General features: G+C 62.5%; 15 protein-coding genes. 4 read left to right on the top strand and 11 right to left on the bottom strand.

Features of this window, described 5'->3' with window-relative positions:
- Window positions 1-12: 12 nt before the first annotated feature.
- From E5X88_RS20505 to E5X88_RS20495, 3 genes are read left to right on the top strand one after another with little or no spacing between them, the layout of a single operon-like run.
- On the top strand, window positions 13-1,656 hold the full coding sequence (locus E5X88_RS20505) for an ABC transporter substrate-binding protein (RefSeq protein ID WP_292164487.1): 1,644 nt from the start codon (window positions 13-15) through the stop codon (window positions 1,654-1,656).
- Window positions 1,646-2,590 carry an acetamidase/formamidase family protein gene (locus tag E5X88_RS20500; RefSeq protein ID WP_292164485.1) on the top strand — a complete coding sequence of 315 codons (945 nt, stop codon included), beginning with the start codon at window positions 1,646-1,648 and terminating at the stop codon, window positions 2,588-2,590. Before E5X88_RS20505 ends, E5X88_RS20500 begins: the two co-directional genes overlap by 11 nt.
- Window positions 2,587-4,404, top strand: coding sequence for an ABC transporter ATP-binding protein (locus E5X88_RS20495; RefSeq protein ID WP_292164484.1), 1,818 nt, complete (start codon window positions 2,587-2,589; stop codon window positions 4,402-4,404). The genes E5X88_RS20500 and E5X88_RS20495 overlap by 4 nt, the downstream gene beginning before the upstream one ends.
- 20 nt (window positions 4,405-4,424) lie before the next feature.
- On the opposite strand, the gene E5X88_RS20490 is transcribed toward E5X88_RS20495, so the two are convergent.
- From E5X88_RS20490 to E5X88_RS20470, 5 genes are all read right to left on the bottom strand, one after another.
- A complete protein-coding gene (locus E5X88_RS20490; protein WP_292164483.1) occupies window positions 4,425-5,339 on the bottom strand; it encodes a nitrilase-related carbon-nitrogen hydrolase in 915 nt (304 codons plus the stop codon).
- Window positions 5,340-5,365: 26 nt separating this feature from the next.
- A complete protein-coding gene (locus E5X88_RS20485; RefSeq protein WP_292164482.1) occupies window positions 5,366-5,713 on the bottom strand; it encodes a RidA family protein in 348 nt (115 codons plus the stop codon).
- A gap of 4 nt (window positions 5,714-5,717) precedes the next feature.
- A complete protein-coding gene (locus E5X88_RS20480) occupies window positions 5,718-6,905 on the bottom strand; it encodes an FAD-binding oxidoreductase (RefSeq protein WP_292164481.1) in 1,188 nt (395 codons plus the stop codon).
- A gap of 2 nt (window positions 6,906-6,907) precedes the next feature.
- Window positions 6,908-7,597: a D-2-hydroxyacid dehydrogenase gene (locus E5X88_RS20475; protein ID WP_292164479.1), complete on the bottom strand. Its 690-nt coding sequence runs from the start codon at window positions 7,595-7,597 to the stop codon at window positions 6,908-6,910.
- A gap of 461 nt (window positions 7,598-8,058) precedes the next feature.
- Window positions 8,059-8,559: an isoprenylcysteine carboxylmethyltransferase family protein gene (locus E5X88_RS20470; RefSeq protein ID WP_292164477.1), complete on the bottom strand. Its 501-nt coding sequence runs from the start codon at window positions 8,557-8,559 to the stop codon at window positions 8,059-8,061.
- A gap of 146 nt (window positions 8,560-8,705) precedes the next feature.
- On the opposite strand from E5X88_RS20470, the gene E5X88_RS20465 reads away from it, so the two are divergent.
- Window positions 8,706-9,209: a MarR family transcriptional regulator gene (locus tag E5X88_RS20465; protein ID WP_292164475.1), complete on the top strand. Its 504-nt coding sequence runs from the start codon at window positions 8,706-8,708 to the stop codon at window positions 9,207-9,209.
- A 51-nt stretch (window positions 9,210-9,260) separates the two neighbouring features.
- Here the strand turns inward: E5X88_RS20465 and E5X88_RS20460 are convergent, their stop codons facing one another.
- From E5X88_RS20460 to E5X88_RS20435, 6 genes are all read right to left on the bottom strand, one after another.
- Window positions 9,261-9,626, bottom strand: coding sequence for a DUF4087 domain-containing protein (locus E5X88_RS20460; RefSeq protein ID WP_292164473.1), 366 nt, complete (start codon window positions 9,624-9,626; stop codon window positions 9,261-9,263).
- Between the two features lie 27 nt (window positions 9,627-9,653).
- The gene (locus E5X88_RS20455) at window positions 9,654-10,154 is read right to left on the bottom strand and encodes a hypothetical protein (RefSeq protein WP_292164472.1); all 501 of its coding nucleotides are present in this window, start codon (window positions 10,152-10,154) and stop codon (window positions 9,654-9,656) included.
- Window positions 10,155-10,255: 101 nt separating this feature from the next.
- Window positions 10,256-10,666, bottom strand: a complete 411-nt coding sequence (locus E5X88_RS20450; RefSeq protein ID WP_292164469.1) for a lysozyme inhibitor LprI family protein — start codon at window positions 10,664-10,666, stop codon at window positions 10,256-10,258.
- 74 nt (window positions 10,667-10,740) lie between these two features.
- A complete protein-coding gene (locus E5X88_RS20445; protein ID WP_292164468.1) occupies window positions 10,741-11,385 on the bottom strand; it encodes a hypothetical protein in 645 nt (214 codons plus the stop codon).
- 384 nt (window positions 11,386-11,769) lie between these two features.
- The gene (locus E5X88_RS20440) at window positions 11,770-12,279 is read right to left on the bottom strand and encodes a hypothetical protein (protein WP_292164466.1); all 510 of its coding nucleotides are present in this window, start codon (window positions 12,277-12,279) and stop codon (window positions 11,770-11,772) included.
- Window positions 12,242-12,634, bottom strand: a complete 393-nt coding sequence (locus tag E5X88_RS20435) for a hypothetical protein (protein WP_292164464.1) — start codon at window positions 12,632-12,634, stop codon at window positions 12,242-12,244. Before E5X88_RS20435 ends, E5X88_RS20440 begins: the two co-directional genes overlap by 38 nt.
- Window positions 12,635-12,786 lie beyond the last annotated feature (152 nt).

Here is a 12,786-nt window from a genome sequence, read left to right as displayed (position 1 = left end):
AGGGAACATGAGATGAAGAAATTCTTGACCTCCACCGTGGCCGTGTCGGCGCTCGCGCTGATGCTCGGCATGACAAGCGCCCGCACCGAGGACGCCGTCGATCCGAACGCCAAGCAGGGCGGTGCGATCACCATCACCTACAAGGACGACGTCGCCACGCTCGATCCAGCCATCGGCTATGACTGGCAGAACTGGTCGATGATCAAGAGCCTGTTCGACGGCCTGATGGACTACGAGCCGGGCACCACCAACCTCCGGCCAGACCTCGCCGAGAGCTATGAGATCGCCCCCGACGGCAAGACCTTCACCTTCAAGCTGCGCCACGGCGTGAAGTTCCACAATGGCCGCGAGATGACCGCCGACGACGTCAAATATTCGCTCGACCGCGTCACCAATCCAAAGACACAGAGCCCGGGCTCCGGCTTCTTCGGTTCGATCAAGGGCTATGACGACGTCGCTGCCGGCAAGGCGGAAGGCCCGGCGGGCGTCACCGTCGTCGATCCCTACACGATCAAGTTCGAACTGACCCGGCCCGACGCCACCTTCTTGCATGTCATGGCCATCAACTTCTCGCATGTCGTGCCGAAGGAGGAGGTCGAGAAATACGGCGCGGACTTCGGTAAGCATCCGGTCGGCACCGGGGCTTTCAAGCTCGCCGAATGGACACTCGGTCAGCGCGTCGTCTTTGAGCGCAACCCGGATTACTGGCACAAGGGACTGCCGCATCTCGACAAGATCAGCTTCGAGATCGGCCAGGAGCCGATCGTCGCGCTGCTGCGCCTGCAGAAAGGCGAGATCGACATTCCAGGCGACGGCATTCCGCCGGCCAAATTCCAGGAGGTGATGGCCGATCCCGAGCAGAAGGCCCGCGTCGTCGAGGGCGGCCAGTTGCACACCGGCTACATCACCATGAACACCACCATGGCACCCTTCGACAATGTGAAGGTGCGGCAAGCGGTCAACATGGCGATCAACAAGGACCGTATCGTCCAGCTGATCAACAACCGTGCGGTGCCGGCCAACCAGCCGCTGCCGCCGTCGATGCCCGGCTACGACAAGGAATTCAAGGGCTATCCCTACGATGTGGCCAAGGCCAAGGCTTTGCTTGCCGAGGCCGGTCATCCCGATGGTTTCGACACGCAGCTGTTCGCCATGAACACCGACCCCAACCCGCGTATCGCCCAGGCGATCCAGCAGGATCTGGCGGCGGTCGGCATCAAGGCCAGCATCCAGTCGCTCGCGCAGGCCAACGTCATCGCCGCCGGCGGCGACAAGGCCGGCGCGCCGATGATCTGGTCCGGCGGCATGGCCTGGATCGCCGATTTCCCCGATCCGTCCAATTTCTACGGACCGATCCTCGGCTGCGCCGGCGCGGTTCCAGGCGGCTGGAACTGGTCGTGGTACTGCAACAAGGACCTCGACGCCAAGGCGGCGGAGGCCGACTCGATCGTCGATCCGGCCAAATCAGGCGGACGTGCCAAAATGTGGAGCGCGATCTACGGCAAGGTCATGGAAGACGCGCCCTGGGCGCCGGTCTTCAACGAGCAGCGCTTCACCATGAAATCGGCCCGGATGGGCGGTGCCGACAATCTCTACGTCGACCCCGTCCATATCCCGATCAACTACGACAATGTGTATGTGACCGATGTGCAATAATTGCGACTACACCATCCACGGTCGCCATCACCATTTCGGCTGGGACAATTCCTTTGTCCCAGCCGAGCGGGTGGCGCCCGGTTCGACGATCGAGTTCCAGTGCCTCGATTCGTCCGGTGGCCAGCTTCAGGCCGACAGCACCGTTGCCGATATCGCCAAGCTCGATTTCAACAGGATCAACCCGGTGACCGGGCCGATCTTCGTCGAGGGTGCCGAGCCGGGCGACGCGCTGAAGGTGACGATCGAGATGTTCAAGCCGTCCGGCTTCGGCTGGACGGCGAACATACCGGGGTTCGGCCTGCTTGCCGACGACTTCCCGGAACCGGCGCTGAACATCTGGACATACGACGCCGCCTCGCTCGAGCCGGCGCTGTTCGGCAGGCAAGCCCGCGTGCCGCTGAAACCCTTCGCCGGCACCATCGGCAATGCGCCGGCTGAAATGGGTCTCCACTCGGTCGTGCCACCAAGGCGCGTCGGCGGCAATCTCGACATACGCGATCTCGCGGCGGGCACCACGCTCTACCTGCCGGTCGAGGTGGCCGGTGCACTGTTTTCGGTCGGCGACACGCATGCCGCGCAGGGCGACGGCGAGGTGTGCGGCACGGCGATCGAAAGCCCGATGGACGTCGTGCTGACGCTCGACTTGGTCAAGGGTGCGCGGCTGAAGACGCCGCGCTTCACCACGCCGGGGCCGGTGACGCGCCATCTCGACGCCAAGGGCTATGAGGTGACGACAGGCATCGGACCGGACCTGATGACGGGCGCCAGGGAAGCGGTCTCGCAGATGGTCGACTTGCTTGCCGGCCGCTACGGAATGGATCCGGTCGAGGCCTACATGCTGGTTTCGGTCTGTGGTGATCTCCGGATCAGCGAGATCGTCGACATGCCGAACTGGGTGGTGTCGTTCTACTTCCCGCGCTGCGTCTTCGAATGAGCAAAAGCGCAGGCAATAGGCGGCCCGGGGTTTTTGCCCCGGCCGCTTCGACCACGGCCGGACCGGTGCTGGAGATCTCCGGCCTGACCGTCAGCGTGCGCGGCGAAGACGGCGAGCGGCCGGTGGTGTCAGACCTTTCGCTCTCGCTTGCCCGCGGCGAGACGCTTTGCATTGCCGGCGAATCCGGTTCCGGCAAATCGATGACCGCGCTGGCGATCATGCAGTTGCTGCCGCAGCCCGCCGCCCGGATAGACTCCGGCACGATCCGGCTTCGTAATATGGATCGGGGCGACATCGATCTGGCGGCGCTCGATGAGCGCCGGATGCGCCACATTCGCGGCGACCGCATCGCGATGATCTTCCAGGAGCCGATGACATCGCTCAATCCGGTGCTGTCGATCGGCCGGCAGCTGATCGAGTCCATCGAGGCTCATACCGATCTCTCCCGCGCCGAGGCGCGCCGGCACGCCATCGAGGCGCTGAAGGCTGTCCGCATCCCGGAAGCCGAAAGCCGGCTGAAGCAGTATCCGCACGAGCTGTCGGGCGGCATGCGCCAACGCGTGATGATCGCCATGGCGCTGGCGCTGAAACCGGATGTGCTGATCGCCGACGAGCCGACGACGGCGCTCGACGTCACCGTGCAAGGCGAGGTGCTGGAATTGCTGCGCGATCTGCAGCGCGAACATGGCACCAGCATCATCCTCATCACCCACGACATGGGCGTGGTCGCCGAAATGGCCGATCGCGTCATCATCATGCGGCACGGCCGCATGATCGAGGAGGGGACAGCCGCCGATATTTTTGCCCGCCCGCAGGCCGACTACACGCGTGAACTGCTCGCCGCCGTACCGCGCATCGGAACCGGCGTCGGCCGCCGGAAGTCCGTTGAAGCGGAAATGCGCGGGAGTGTCGCTGTCGTCAACGATCTGCATGTCCGCTTCGACCTGCATGGCGGCTTCTTCGGCAGGGTGAACCGCCGTGTCCACGCCGTCGAAGGCGTCAGCTTTTCGATCGCGCCGCACGAGACGCTGGCGCTGGTCGGCGAATCCGGCTGCGGCAAGTCGACCACCGCCAAGGCGCTGGCCGGGCTTGTGCCCTACCAGGGCGATATCGTGATCGGCGGACGCAATCTGGCGGGCCTTGGCCGTGACCAGCGCAAGGCGGTTCGCCGCGACGTTCAGATGATTTTCCAGGATCCCTATGCCTCGCTCGATCCGCGCATGCGCGTCGGCGACCTCGTTGCCGAGCCGCTGTTGATCCACGGCATCGCCTCGAAGGAAGAGCGCAGCCAGCGTGTGGCATCGCTGTTCGAGCGCGTCGGCCTGTCGGCCGACCAGATGGAGCTTTATCCGCACGAATTCTCGGGCGGCCAGCGCCAGCGCATCTGCATCGCCCGCGCTCTGGCGCTCAGGCCCAAACTCATCATCGCCGACGAAAGCGTTTCGGCGCTCGACGTGTCGGTGCAGGCCCGCGTGCTCGACCTGTTGAAGGAACTGCAGCGCGAGTTCGGCATCGCCTATCTGTTCATCTCGCACGACATGGCGGTGGTCGAGAACATTTCCGATCGTGTCGCCGTCATGTATCTCGGCCAGATCGTCGAAATGGGCACCCGCGACCAGGTCTTTTCGAACCCGCGCCACCCCTACACGAAGCGCTTGATCGAGGCCGTGCCGGTGCCCGATCCGGCAAAGCGGCGGCCGCGTTTCGCGCGTCTCGATCAGGAGATCCCGAGCCCGACTCGAAATATCGGCGAAGACCCGCCGAAACTGGCCCTGAAGGATGTTGGCAACGGCCATCTCGTTGCTGTTTCCTGAGGCCAGCGAGGGCTGTCATCTCAAACCTGATCCGCGATCAGCCGATATTGGTCGGGCCGGCGATATCTTGCGAAATCGAAATTCACCTTACGGCAGACGGCGATGAGGTCGAGATCGGCGCGATGGACGATCACCTCATCGTCGAGCGACATCGCCTGCGCCGCGATTTCGCCGGTCGGTGCGACGATGCAGGAGCCGCCGATCAAGGCCTGGCCGTCCTCGACGCCGGCCTTGGCCGCTGCCGCGACCCAGACCGTGTTCTGATAGGCACCGGCCTGCATCGGCAGATGATTGTGGAACATGCGCAGATGCGCCAGCGCCGGTGCCTCATCGAGCAGCAGCGGCGTGTTGTAGCCGATAAGGACAATCTCGGCGCCGTTGAGACAGAGCATGCGGTAGGTCTCCGGCCAGCGCCGGTCGTTGCAGATAGCCATGCCGACGCGCACGCCGCGATAGGCGAAGACCGGAAAGCCGAGATTGCCGGGCTCGAAATAACGGCGTTCGAGGTGCACGGTCGTGCCCGGCTCCGGCTCGCTCGATCCGGGCACATGGATCTTGCGGTAGCGCCCGATAAGCGTGCCGTCCTGCCCGACCAGATCCATCGTGTTGAAGCGGCGCGTTACCCCGTCTTCACGCGTCCGCTCGGCATATCCGAGCGCAAAGCCTATCTTGAGGCGCGCCGCGGCGTGGTAAAGGCGCTGCGTCTCAGGGCCCGGCATGGCGTTCTCGAAGAACGCCTCGATCTCGGCCTCGTCGTCGATCCGCCAGCGCGGAAAGAAGGTCGTAAGCGCCAGTTCGGGGAACACCGCGATTTCAGCGCCGGCGGCGGCCGCTCTTTCCAGAAGCGCGATGAGCCGGTCCACCGTCTCGGCGCGTTGCGCGCTCTTTTGGATCGGGCCTGTCTGGCAGACCGCGATGGTCAGGTCTCGAGCCATGGCGTCGTCTCCTTGATAGGCCGTTTTCAGGCCGCAGCGGTCACCATGATCTCAACGCGATAGCCGTCGCCGGCGAGCCGGGCCTCGACCGTTGCCCGCACCGGCATGGCGCTTTTGTCGATCCAGGCATCCCAGGCGGCGTTCATCTTGTCGAAGTCGGCAATGTCGCGCAGCCACACCGTGGCGCTCAGGATCCTGGTCTTGTCGCTGCCGGCCTTCGCCAGATAGCTGTCGATCTTGGCGAGTACGTCGCGCGTCTGCTGCGTGGTGTCGCCCGACAGATCGTCGGCCGTCATGCCGGCCAGATAGACCATGCCATTGTGGCTGAGCACCCGGCAGAAGCGTGGTCCATTCTCGAAGCGTTCGATTGTCATGCGGTCATCCTTGCTCACTATGCTCTGGCTCCGGCGCGGATGTCGCCCTGATCCGGCCAGGCGCAAGATCGCCCGGCTCTATGCCCTGACGCAACAGTTCATCCGGCAAACGTCCGGTGCGGATCAGATAGCGGCATGCCCTGGCCAGCGCCGGCGATGTCTTGATGCCGTAGCCGCCCTGGCCCGCCAACCAGAAGAAGCCCTCGGCCTTGGCGTCGAAGCCCACCACCGGCGAGGCGTCGCTGACAAAACTGCGCAGGCCCGCCCATTGATGTTCTATCCGGCGCACGTCGATTGTCGTCGCGCGCTGCAGGCGATCGACCCCAACGGCGACGTCGAAATCATCGGGGTAGGCATCCATCGGCTCGCTCGGGGTCGCATCCGCCGGCGAGACGAAAATCCGGCCGGCGTCCGGCTTGAAATAGAATTCCTCGCCGACATCGTTGACGAGCGGCCATCCGGCAATGGAGACGCCATCTGGTGCTGCTACATGGAATGCGGTGCGCCGCTTCGGCACGAGGCCTATCGGGGCGACTCCAGCCAGACCGGCAATCCTGTCCGCCCAGGCGCCGGCCGCATTGACGAGGATCGGCGCGGCGAACAGTCCCTGGCTCGTCTGCAGGATCCAGCGGTCCTTGTGCCGCTCGATCGCGTCGACGCCGGCACTGGTGACGATCCGGCCGCCACGCTTGCGCGCATTGCGCAGGAAACCTTGATGAAGCTCGTTGACGTCGATCTCGCGAGAGTCCGGTTCGACGATCGCACCGGCGACATAATCCGATCGCAGCACGGGCACGCGCGCCAACGCCTCTCTGGGGCTTACCCGATGGATCGACGGGACAAGTTGGCGGGCCCTTTCGAGTTCTTCCTCAAGCCGGCTAAGCTGATCCTGACGCGCGATGGTCAGCATGCCACGCGGAAGCATCAAGGGATGGTCGCAAAAGCCCTCTGGCGGCGCTTCGAGAAAAGACCGGCTGGCGATCGCCAGCCGCCGGATGATGGCGTTGCCGTAATTCTCCGTAAAGCTGGCGGCCGACCGGCCGGTGGAATGATAACCGCAATGGCTTTCGCGCTCGAGCAGGATGACCGACGAGACGGCCGTCAGTTCATAGGCCGCGCTCGCTCCGGCAATGCCGCCGCCGATGATCGCGATGTCGGCTTCCTGTATCGAGGCGCCATTGGGAGACGTCATCGTCAGTAACCGCGAACGGGATCGACAACGTTTTCGAGCGGTTCACCTCGCAGAAAGCGGCTGAGATTGTCGGCAAACATGCGCAGGGCTTCCTTTTCCCAGCCATCATAGACCGACGAACAATGCGGTGTGACGATCACGTTCTCATAGCTCCAGATCGGGTGATCCTTTGGCAGTGGCTCGGTCGAAAAGACATCGAGCGCGGCGCCTTTGATGCGGCCGCCGTCGAGCGCCGACAGCAGCGCGGCTTCATCCACGACACCACCACGCGAAACGTCGATGAGCACCGCCGACGGCTTCATCGCGGCAAACGCTGCAGGGCCGATCAGCCCGCGCGTCGCCTCCAGCAACGGCACGCAACAGGCAATGAAGTCGGCCCGGCCCCAAAGCGCCGGCAATTCCTCGATGCCGTGAACCTCATCGACATCGGCGGTTGGCCTGGGACGGGCACGCACGCCGAGCGTCGTGAGCCCCAGGGCCTTCGCGCGCCGGGCCAATGCTTGCCCGGTCCTGCCGAGGCCGAGCAGCAGCAACGTCTTGCCATGGATCGGCTCCACCGTGCCGGCGATCCATGTCCGCGCATGCTGATGCCTGGCGAAATTTCGAAGACCCAGCGAGAAGGACAGCATCGCTCCCAGCGCGTATTCGGCCATCATGTCGGCCGCGACACCGGCGGCGTTCGTCACCGTCACCTTTTCTGGGTTCCAGGAACCCAGATGATCCGTCCCATTTCACCGTCGGGCTTTCCAGGAGAGCAGAGCGCGGGAAGCGCGCTGTGCCGTCGAAGCGCACCGAGTAGACGATCTCGGCTTTTGTCGCTTCTATCAAGGCTGCCAGACCGGCGTAGCTGTCACAAGGATAAACCGCCAGCCCCGGATGCTTGTCCCGCAACACCTTCATCGCCCCGGCCGGCGCGTTGGTGTGAAGGATTACGGTTGGGCCGACTGTCATCGTCACGATCGAGGGCCAAGGCGCGGCGCGATTCCCGCCGAGATGCGGCGACGCACCCCGTCCAGGCTTTCTGCGAAGGCATCAAGCACGTTCATTGAGTGTCTTGTAGCGTTGGTTCTGGATCGTCGCCGGCCGACAAAATAGTACCAACTCGGCAAGATTTTGGGGTCAGGCAGCACTCAATCGGCATTTTTTGCGACGCTCAGAGCCACCGGCGCACGTGTCGCTTGTAGTCGAGATACGCATCGCCGAACCGCCGTTCCAGGTACGCCTCCTCGCGGGCGACGACGCCGTAGCGGACCGTGATAGCAAGCGGCAGCGTAAGGATCAGGACCCACGGGCTTTGCGCGGCTACGCCGATGCCGCCGTATATGAGAAAAAAGCCGAGATAGATGGGATTGCGGGTCCAGCGGTAAATACCGTCAGTCACGAGCACGCGGGCGGGCTGGTTCGTAGGCAAAGGCGTCGCAGCGCGGGAGAAGTTGCGGACTCCCGCGGCAAAAAGCACAAGACCGATGAGGATCAGGAACCCGGCGACGACCCAAGCTGCCTCGTCGGCCTCCGGGATTGCGAACGGCAAAGGCAGCAGGCGATCCAGGACGAGACCGACCAGAATAACGGCAGGAAAGAAGAGGATCGGTCTCGCGATGACGCCTGCGGTTCCGGTGTCGGTTACCTCTCGCTCAGCCGGGTCCATTTCCATGTCTGCTCCCGCAGATGCTGGAGGGCTACGAAGCTCATAGCCGCCTAGAAACGACAACTAAGGTGTCATTCTAGAAATTGACAACAGGGGTGTCAATCGCGGAAATTGGTCAGACAGAAATTGGCACGGACGAGGGAACGGAAGCGATGGCGCCGGCACGACGCGAGACTGGACCAAGGACGGGGGCAGGCCCAACCGTTGACGGCAAGGCCGAGGCGATCACCGAGCTGATGCTCGAAGTGGCCCAGTGCTTCTTCAGGATACGGGCTCTCGGCCAGAAGACGGGGCTGATCACCAGTTGGGGCGGCGGGGCCTTCGGCTTCATGCGAAGCCTCGCGCTGCTTGGTCCTCTCACCGTGCCGCAGATCGCCCAGATGCGACCCACCAGCCGTCAGCGCATGCAGCGGCTTGCGGATGAGCTTGCGGCCGAGGGACTTGTCGAATTCGTCGACAATCCGAAGCACCGGCGCTCGAAGCTTGTGCAGCTGACGCGCAAGGGCGACGCGCGCCATGACGAGTTGAACACCCAGCTCATGGTGATCGCCTCGACCATGGGCGACGCTCTCGGCGAAGCGGATATCCGCAAGACCACCGGGATCGTGCGGCAGCTGAGCGAGGATGTGAAAGCGCGGTCGGAGCGGCCGTCGTAGTGCGCTCCCGGCGTCTTCGGGTGTTGTCAGCTTAAGTCGGACAATGGTCCATCAGTCCGGTTTTTGCAGCGATTTGTCGTTACGACATTGCGCCAGGGGCAGGATTTCGCCCGAGATCACCCTGGTGATCCTTTGTTGCCTGGCGTTGGTCACGACAGTCATGCACGCACATCCGTAGCCGTAGCCCGAGCCAGGCACATTGGTCTCGACGAATCGTCGGTCGTCAAAAGCCGGCACATTGCCGATGCCTTTGGGATCCGGTCGCCCCTGCATCTGGATCCACCAATCCCCGTCCCTGTCCGTCAGGACAAGGTTGCCGGGTGTCGGGCTCGAGTACCAGCCACAACGGCGCTCGGCATAGGCGGTCGCGGGTAGGGCCATGGCCAGGCAGAAACAGATGGCGAACAGCAGGCGCATGAAAACCGTCTCCTCCCTTTGCGGGCCTTATGGCTTCAACTCCGTGTCGTAATTTTCTTCGATCAATGCGCAATGAAGCGTCACAGGTTGCTTTTGGACGGCGCTGAGTGGGCCGTCGATGAAGTCGCAGCCGAGCAGATTGTCCGAACTGCTCTTGCGGGCCGATGCAACGTTGAGGTTGACCTTGGGAGGGCCAGCGAGCCAATCAAGACGTTTGGTGTCGATCTTTGCGCCGCTGATATGGGCGTGGCCGCCTGTGCCGGGTATCGCCACCTCCTCGTTTTGCTGCTCAAGATCGATTTGGCCGATCTCGTTGGCGTGCCTCTCGGCGCTCCGCTTCGGATCGCCGTAGTAGTCGACGAAGACAACGATGCCCTCCTTTTCGGCCGCGAGCTTGGCAGCTGCCTTTTTGGAAAGCGTGACGGTAACGTCGAAGCTCATGTCACCCTGTGCCGTTGCCGGCATGGCACAGGCCAACAGCGCAGATGCCGTAATCGTCATTGCGAGCGACGATCCATAGCGTTTCACAATCCGCCCTCCTTCAAGTCCTCACGCGATGATGATGCCCCTCGCACCCTTTCATGTCTGGCGCCGGCATCACGCTCGCCGCCGCCCGATTGTGATAAGTGTCAATCCGCGGCAGGAACGGGGCAACTCATGTCCCCTTCCTCGCATTTCAGGTAACCCTCGAAGTCCTTGACACGGGATTGCGCCAGGCTGTCCATGCACTGGGCGGTGAGCATTGGCATCATGCTTCCTCCGGCCGCTCCCGCGGTCTGGAAGCTGCACTCCGCGTCGCGAAATTTGACCCAATCCCGCTGTGCTTGAACGAGAAGCTTCTTGGTATCCGCATCGTCCTTCAGGCGGGCCTTGATCTGCTTGTAGAGATCATTGAGCTTCTTGTCGGATTTCTTGAACGCGGCATCGGCGCACTGGTTCAGGGCAGCCTGATCCTTGGCGGCGTCGTAGCACTTGTCCTGGGCAAAGGCGAAAGCCGGCATGGCCAGAACCATGACAGCGGTCAGTATGGCGGTTTTCATCGATTGTCCTCCGTTTAGAAATCATCTTGTTGACGGTCGGGATTCCCTCGGGGTCCACCGCCGGCACGGTCGGCCTAATTGGAATCGTCATCGTCCGATCCGCCAGCGTCGCTGGTACTGTCATCCGACGCATCGTCGTCCATATTCACGTCACCCGTGCTGTCGTTTTGGTCATCACCACCGTCCGTCGGGTCTTCATCGTCATTCTGATCGCTCGAATCGTCCTGATCGTCGGAACTGTCGTTGTCGGTACTGTCATTCGACGCATCGTCATCCGTGCTATCGTCGTTGGTGTCGGTGCTGTTTTGGTCATCGTCACCGTCCGTTGAGTCGTTGTCGTCCGAATCGTCCTGATCATCGGAACTATTGTCATCGGCATCGGGAGGAGACGCGTCTGCGTCCGGACGGTCGTCGCCAGGCTGCGAGTCGTCCCCGCGATAACTTGTGTCACCAAGGTTTGTCTCCATCTCGTCGTCGTATTCATCGACGATCTGCGTCCACTCCTGACGGTTGTCGACACTCGTCCATTGCGAAATATTGTTGATGGAGATGTTGGTGTTGAAGTTGTTGACCGTGATGTTGGTGTTTACCTCGACGACATCCGGCCCCCGGTTCACGCCAAACAGAAAATCGGTGACGCTCACCGCGAGCGCAGCCCAAACCAGCCTGTCGACGTCGGCCGGTGTCGAAATCGCTTGACGCCGCACTGTCGCAAGCACGTCACCCGGTCGGATGCCCTCTCGTGCGGCAACGCCATGGGTGCAACGGCCAAGACATATACGCCGCGAAGCTTGGGCGGGATCTGGTAGCGGTGCCGAGAGGCGTGATTGATCGGTATCAGAACCGCATCAAGAGCCCGGGAGACGTAGGGTGTCGGCAGATCATACTTGCTGGCATGTGCAATATTGATCGCCTGCGGGGCGGTTATGCTCACAACAGCCGTCATTTTCACGGTTGTTGCCAATACACGGGCGAACTGCACGATCAGTCTGGATTTTCGAAGAGTTTGCATTTTCCACACCTTGCGGCCGATGTCCGGAACCTGTCCTAGATGCCTCGCGGCTCCTTGCCTGCCGGGCGGCAATCTCCAGCGATCATCGCCGTCATTCCGTAACCGTCTCGGCAAAACACTTTGCTAGATCTTGCGGCGCTCCGAGTTTCTTCGCCCACGATACCAGTTCAGGTTTTTCCGACGGCTCGGCATAGCCGCCCCATACGTCGCGAAACTGCTTCTTTCCGTTGACTGTCTGGAAGAACATCACGCCGTCATCGCTCACGGGCGTGGAGACGTAGGCGGCGCTCCAGTTGCCGCTCTCCATGATCGTGATGAACTTCGCCTGAGCGGGCTTGAACTTGCTGTCCATCGCCGAGACGACGAGATGGGCATATTCCTGCTTGCGCGCCTTCGTCGCTTCGACCTTTACGCCGTCGCAGGCGTGATCCGCGGCGAAAGCGGGAGCGGGCGTCACTCCCAACACCGCAAGGCCGACCACGACGATTTTGGTGCGTCGGCGGATGAGACCGTTCAATCCAGACATGAGTGCAATCCTCCTCCACGGCTCGCTGCAGGGGCCATCAATCGGAATCGTCATCGTCCGATGAGCTGTCGTCATCCGGTGTGTCGACCTCGCAGCCGATGCCCCGGCATCCTTGGTAGTTGCCTCGCGTATCGAAGTTCGGATTGCCCTCTTTGTCGTACTGCGGTCTGTCGTCGATGCTTTGATCCCCGTCGTCGGGATCGTCGACCTTGCACCCGAGCCCACGGCATCCGATGTAGCGGCCCCGCGTATCGAAGTTGGGATTGCCGTTCCGGTCGTACTGCGGCCGGTCGTCAATCCTTCGATCCCTTTTATGGGGCCTATCCACCAGGCAACCCGTCCCGCGACAGCCATCATAGCCATCATCGGTTGTGCAGCCGGCGAAAGCCAACGATGCAGTGATCAGGGTCGCATACATTATGAATTTCATGATCATTCCCCTGGCTGGCTGGCGGCGACAGCTTGTCCGTCAGATCCATAGTCGATAGCCGATGGTGATACGAACCAGATCCCGGCGATAAAGGGCTGCTTGGGTGCCTGCCAGAAACTTATGGTCCTCGGGCCGATAGCTGCTAGATCCGG

Origin of the sequence: Mesorhizobium sp. (assembly GCF_004962245.1) — a bacterium.
GTDB lineage: Bacteria > Pseudomonadota > Alphaproteobacteria > Rhizobiales > Rhizobiaceae > Mesorhizobium.
This window is presented reverse-complemented; position numbering and strand designations above follow the sequence as displayed.

What these genes read in the sequence shown, in the direction of transcription:
- E5X88_RS20470 (WP_292164477.1), bottom strand. Translation starts at nt 8,559, where the DNA reads ATGGAAATGGACCCGGCTGAGCGAGAGGTAACCGACACCGGAACCGCA.
- E5X88_RS20495 (WP_292164484.1), top strand. Translation starts at nt 2,587, where the DNA reads ATGAGCAAAAGCGCAGGCAATAGGCGGCCCGGGGTTTTTGCCCCGGCC.
- E5X88_RS20480 (WP_292164481.1), bottom strand. Translation starts at nt 6,905, where the DNA reads ATGACGTCTCCCAATGGCGCCTCGATACAGGAAGCCGACATCGCGATC.
- E5X88_RS20460 (WP_292164473.1), bottom strand. Translation starts at nt 9,626, where the DNA reads ATGCGCCTGCTGTTCGCCATCTGTTTCTGCCTGGCCATGGCCCTACCC.
- E5X88_RS20485 (WP_292164482.1), bottom strand. Translation starts at nt 5,713, where the DNA reads ATGACAATCGAACGCTTCGAGAATGGACCACGCTTCTGCCGGGTGCTC.
- E5X88_RS20435 (WP_292164464.1), bottom strand. Translation starts at nt 12,634, where the DNA reads ATGAAATTCATAATGTATGCGACCCTGATCACTGCATCGTTGGCTTTC.
- E5X88_RS20490 (WP_292164483.1), bottom strand. Translation starts at nt 5,339, where the DNA reads ATGGCTCGAGACCTGACCATCGCGGTCTGCCAGACAGGCCCGATCCAA.
- E5X88_RS20440 (WP_292164466.1), bottom strand. Translation starts at nt 12,279, where the DNA reads ATGACGACAGCTCATCGGACGATGACGATTCCGATTGATGGCCCCTGC.
- E5X88_RS20505 (WP_292164487.1), top strand. Translation starts at nt 13, where the DNA reads ATGAAGAAATTCTTGACCTCCACCGTGGCCGTGTCGGCGCTCGCGCTG.
- E5X88_RS20500 (WP_292164485.1), top strand. Translation starts at nt 1,646, where the DNA reads ATGTGCAATAATTGCGACTACACCATCCACGGTCGCCATCACCATTTC.
- E5X88_RS20465 (WP_292164475.1), top strand. Translation starts at nt 8,706, where the DNA reads ATGGCGCCGGCACGACGCGAGACTGGACCAAGGACGGGGGCAGGCCCA.
- E5X88_RS20450 (WP_292164469.1), bottom strand. Translation starts at nt 10,666, where the DNA reads ATGAAAACCGCCATACTGACCGCTGTCATGGTTCTGGCCATGCCGGCT.